Below are 3,442 nucleotides of genomic sequence, written 5' to 3'. Positions count from 1 at the left end.
GTCGGAGTGGATCCACGATCCGCTGAAGGAAAACGGGTTCACCGGTGCGCTGACCTTCGAGTCGGACCTGCTGGCGATGTACTCGAGCGGCGCCGTGGCTCCCGTCGGCTACGGCGTGGTGTGCGGAACCGGCGCGAGCGCGGTGCGCGTCGAGGGCGGCCGCATCGTCGCCACCGCGGACGGGCTCGGCTGGCTGCTTGGCGACCGGGGGAGCGGCTTCTGGATCGGTCGCGGCGCGGCGGCGGCCGCCATCGCCGAGCTCGACGGGCTCGGCCCGGAGAGCGTCCTGACCCCTCGCGTGCTGCAGGCGGCAGGCATCGCCGGGGAGGGCGCCCACGCCTCTGGCGCCGACGGGCGCCCCGTCGCTCTAGAGCATCTGATCCGCGTGCTGTACGCGCAGCGGCCCGTGCAGCTGTCCGCGTTCGCGCCGCTCGTGTTCGACGCCGCCGAGGAGCGCGATCCCGTCGCGGAGGGGATCCTGCGCGAGGCGGGCGCGCAGCTGGTGCGCACGATCGGACTCGTGCAGGCGGATCCAGGACCCGTCGTGATCGGCGGGAGCATCGTGCTGCGGCCCGGTCCGCCGCAGGAGATGCTGCGCGCGCACGTCGCCGAGGCCTTCGGAGAGGTGCCGTTCGTGCTCGTGGACAGCGGCGCGGCCGGGGCGACGATGCTCGCGCTGCGGCACTCGGGCGTCGACGTCGACGAGCGGACGCTCGCGCGGGTGCGCGCGGGGATCGGCGAGGCGATGCGCGCGGGGGCGCCCGCGCCGATCCCCGCCTCTCACCCGGCGGTTCCGGAGGGCGACACGCCCTAGAATCGATAACCTATGAATCCCGAAGCCCTCGCCACTGCGATCCTGTCCGTCCTCGCCCCGATCGCGGACGAGCGACGACCGGGCGAGCCCCTTGCGCTCACCGCGGGGGACATCGTGCTGGAGCGTCCGCGCAACCGCGAGCACGGCGACTGGGCGACCAACGTCGCGATGCGCCTGGCGAAGCAGCTCGGGACGAACCCGCGCGAGCTCGCGCAGCAGATCGCCGACGGGCTCGGCGCCGTGGACGGCATCGCAGAGGCCTCCGCCGCGGGCCCCGGCTTCCTCAACGTGCGCCTCGAGGCCGGTGCCGCCGGAGCACTCGCGAAGGTGATCGTCGACGCCGGCGGGGCGTACGGGCGCAACGATTCGCAGGCCGGCCGCTCGATCAACGTCGAGTTCGTCTCGGCGAACCCGACCGGGCCGCTGCACATCGGGCACACCCGCTGGGCCGCGCTCGGCGACGCGATCGCGCGCCTGCTCGACGCGAGCGGCGCGACCGTGGCCCGCGAGTTCTACATCAACGACGCGGGCGCGCAGATGGAGCGGTTCGCCGGCTCCATCGTCGCCGCGGCGCACGGGGAGCCGACCCCCGAGGGCGGCTACGCGGGCAGCTACATCGCCGACATCGCGCAGCGCGTGCTCGCCGATCGCCCCGACTTCCGCTCGCTCGCCGCGAGCGAGCAGCTCCTGGTCGCGCGCGAGCTCGGCTACCAGTACCAGCTGGCCGAGCAGAAGGATTCGCTGGCGAAGTTCAACGTCGTGTTCGACGTCTGGTTCTCGGAGCGCCTGCTGCACGCGAAGGGCGAGGACGGAGCTCCCAGCCTCGTCGACCTGGCCGTGGATCGGCTCCGCGCCCAGGGGCACGTGTTCGACCTGGACGACGCCGTGTGGGTGCGCACGACCGATTTCGGCGACGACAAGGACCGCGTGATCCGCCGCTCCAACGGCGAGTACACCTACTTCGCCGCCGACGCCGCCTACTACCTGAACAAGGGCGACCGCGGCTTCGAGCACAAGATCTACCTGCTCGGCGCCGACCACCACGGCTACGTGCACCGTCTGAAGGCGCTCGCGGGCGCCGCGGGGGACGACCCGGAGAAGGACGTCGAGGTGCTCATCGGACAGCTCGTCTCGGTGGGCGGCGCCCGGCTCAGCAAGCGCGCCGGCAACATCATCGAGATGGACGACCTGCGCGAATGGCTCGGCACCGACGCGCTGCGGTACTCGCTCGAGCGCTCGCCCGCCGATTCCCCGCTGTCGCTGGATCCCGAGCTGCTGCAGAAGCGCACGAATGACAACCCGGTCTTCTACGTGCAGTACGCGCACGCGCGCACGCACAACGTGGCCCGCAACGCGGCCGACTCCGGCGTGGACCGCTCTGCGTTCGCGCCGGAGCTGCTCACGCACGAGACCGAGTCGGCGCTCCTGGGCGCCCTTCAGGAGTTCCCGCGCATCGTGGCTTTCGCCGCCGAGGTGCGCGAGCCGCACCGCGTCGCGCGCTACCTGGAGGAGCTCGCGGGCCTGTACCACCGCTGGTACGACAACTGCCGGGTGATCCCGCAGGGCGACGACCCCATCGAGGACGTGCACCGCACGCGCCTGTGGCTGAACGACGCCACGGGCCAGGTGCTGCGCAACGGCCTCGACCTGCTCGGGGTGTCCGCGCCGGAGCGGATGTGACGTGAGCGGCGCGGAAGAGGGCACGCACCCGACCGAGCCGTATCCGCGGGACCTCGGTCCCGAGCATCCGACCGTGCCGCTGCCGCCTCAGGCGGGCGGATCGCCGGCCTCCGCCGCAGCGTCCGGCGCGGATCTCCCGCCTCGGCCCCCGCTGCCGTCCGCGCCGATCGCCGTGCCTCCGCCGCGCCGACGCGCGCGCTGGCCCTGGGTGCTGGCGATCGTCGTGGTCGTGCTCGCGGCGCTCGTCGTGGGCGGGGAGTTCGTGGCGCGCGCCGTCGTCGCGCAGCAGATCCGCTCGCAGGTGATCACGGCGCTGAAGCTCCCCGCGGATCAGCAGATGGATGTGAGCGTCGGCGGGATCGTGCTGCCGCAGCTCGTGGCGGGCCGGCTGGACGACGTGCGCCTCTCCTCGAAGAGCGTTGCGATCGGACCGATCACGAGCGCCGTGGCTGTCGACGCGACGGGCGTGCCGATCCGCGGCGGTGAACTGGGGAGCGCCGAGGGCACCTTCCGGATCGCGGCCGATCAGCTCGAGAAGGCCATCACGGCGGCTGCCGGATCCACCCCGATCGACGCCGTGACGCTGGACGGCAAGGACGTGAGGGCGACCGGATCCGTGAAGCTGTTCGGCGCGACCGTGCCCCTGGCCCTCGCGCTCACCCCTGGCGCGGAGGGCGGGGAGCTCACCTTCACGCCGACCTCGGCGACCATCGGCGCCATGACGCTGGACGCGTCCGACACCTCCTCGCCGTTCGCGAAGGCGCTCAAGCCGCTGTTTGCGACCCAGAAGCTCTGCATCGCCGACCGGCTGCCGGCGGGCGTGCACCTGAGCGGGCTGCGCGTGGACGGCGATGCCCTGGCGGCGACGTTCTCGGCGGACAGCGCGATCACGACGGATCCGAAGCTGCTCGAGAACGGGACCTGCCCGGGGCAGTGATCCGTCAGGAT

Annotated in this window: 3 protein-coding genes; all 3 read left to right on the top strand. The window is 72.8% G+C overall.

What is annotated here, in order from left to right; all coding sequences use genetic code 11:
* A partial coding sequence (locus tag B7X32_RS19565) for a BadF/BadG/BcrA/BcrD ATPase family protein (RefSeq protein ID WP_292723577.1) occupies positions 1–814 on the top strand: 814 nt, incomplete at its 5' end.
* Positions 815–826: 12 nt separating this feature from the next.
* On the top strand, positions 827–2,494 hold the full coding sequence (gene argS, locus B7X32_RS19560; RefSeq protein WP_292723575.1) for an arginine--tRNA ligase: 1,668 nt from the start codon (positions 827–829) through the stop codon (positions 2,492–2,494).
* Between the two features lies 1 nt (position 2,495).
* Positions 2,496–3,431, top strand: a complete 936-nt coding sequence (locus B7X32_RS19555) for a DUF2993 domain-containing protein (RefSeq protein WP_292723571.1) — start codon at positions 2,496–2,498, stop codon at positions 3,429–3,431.
* The last annotated feature ends 11 nt before the right edge of the window (positions 3,432–3,442 follow it).

The organism is Microbacterium sp. 13-71-7 (assembly GCF_002257455.1).
GTDB lineage: Bacteria > Actinomycetota > Actinomycetes > Actinomycetales > Microbacteriaceae > Microbacterium.
Note: the sequence above shows the minus strand (reverse complement) of the source record. Positions and strands in the feature narration are given on the sequence as shown.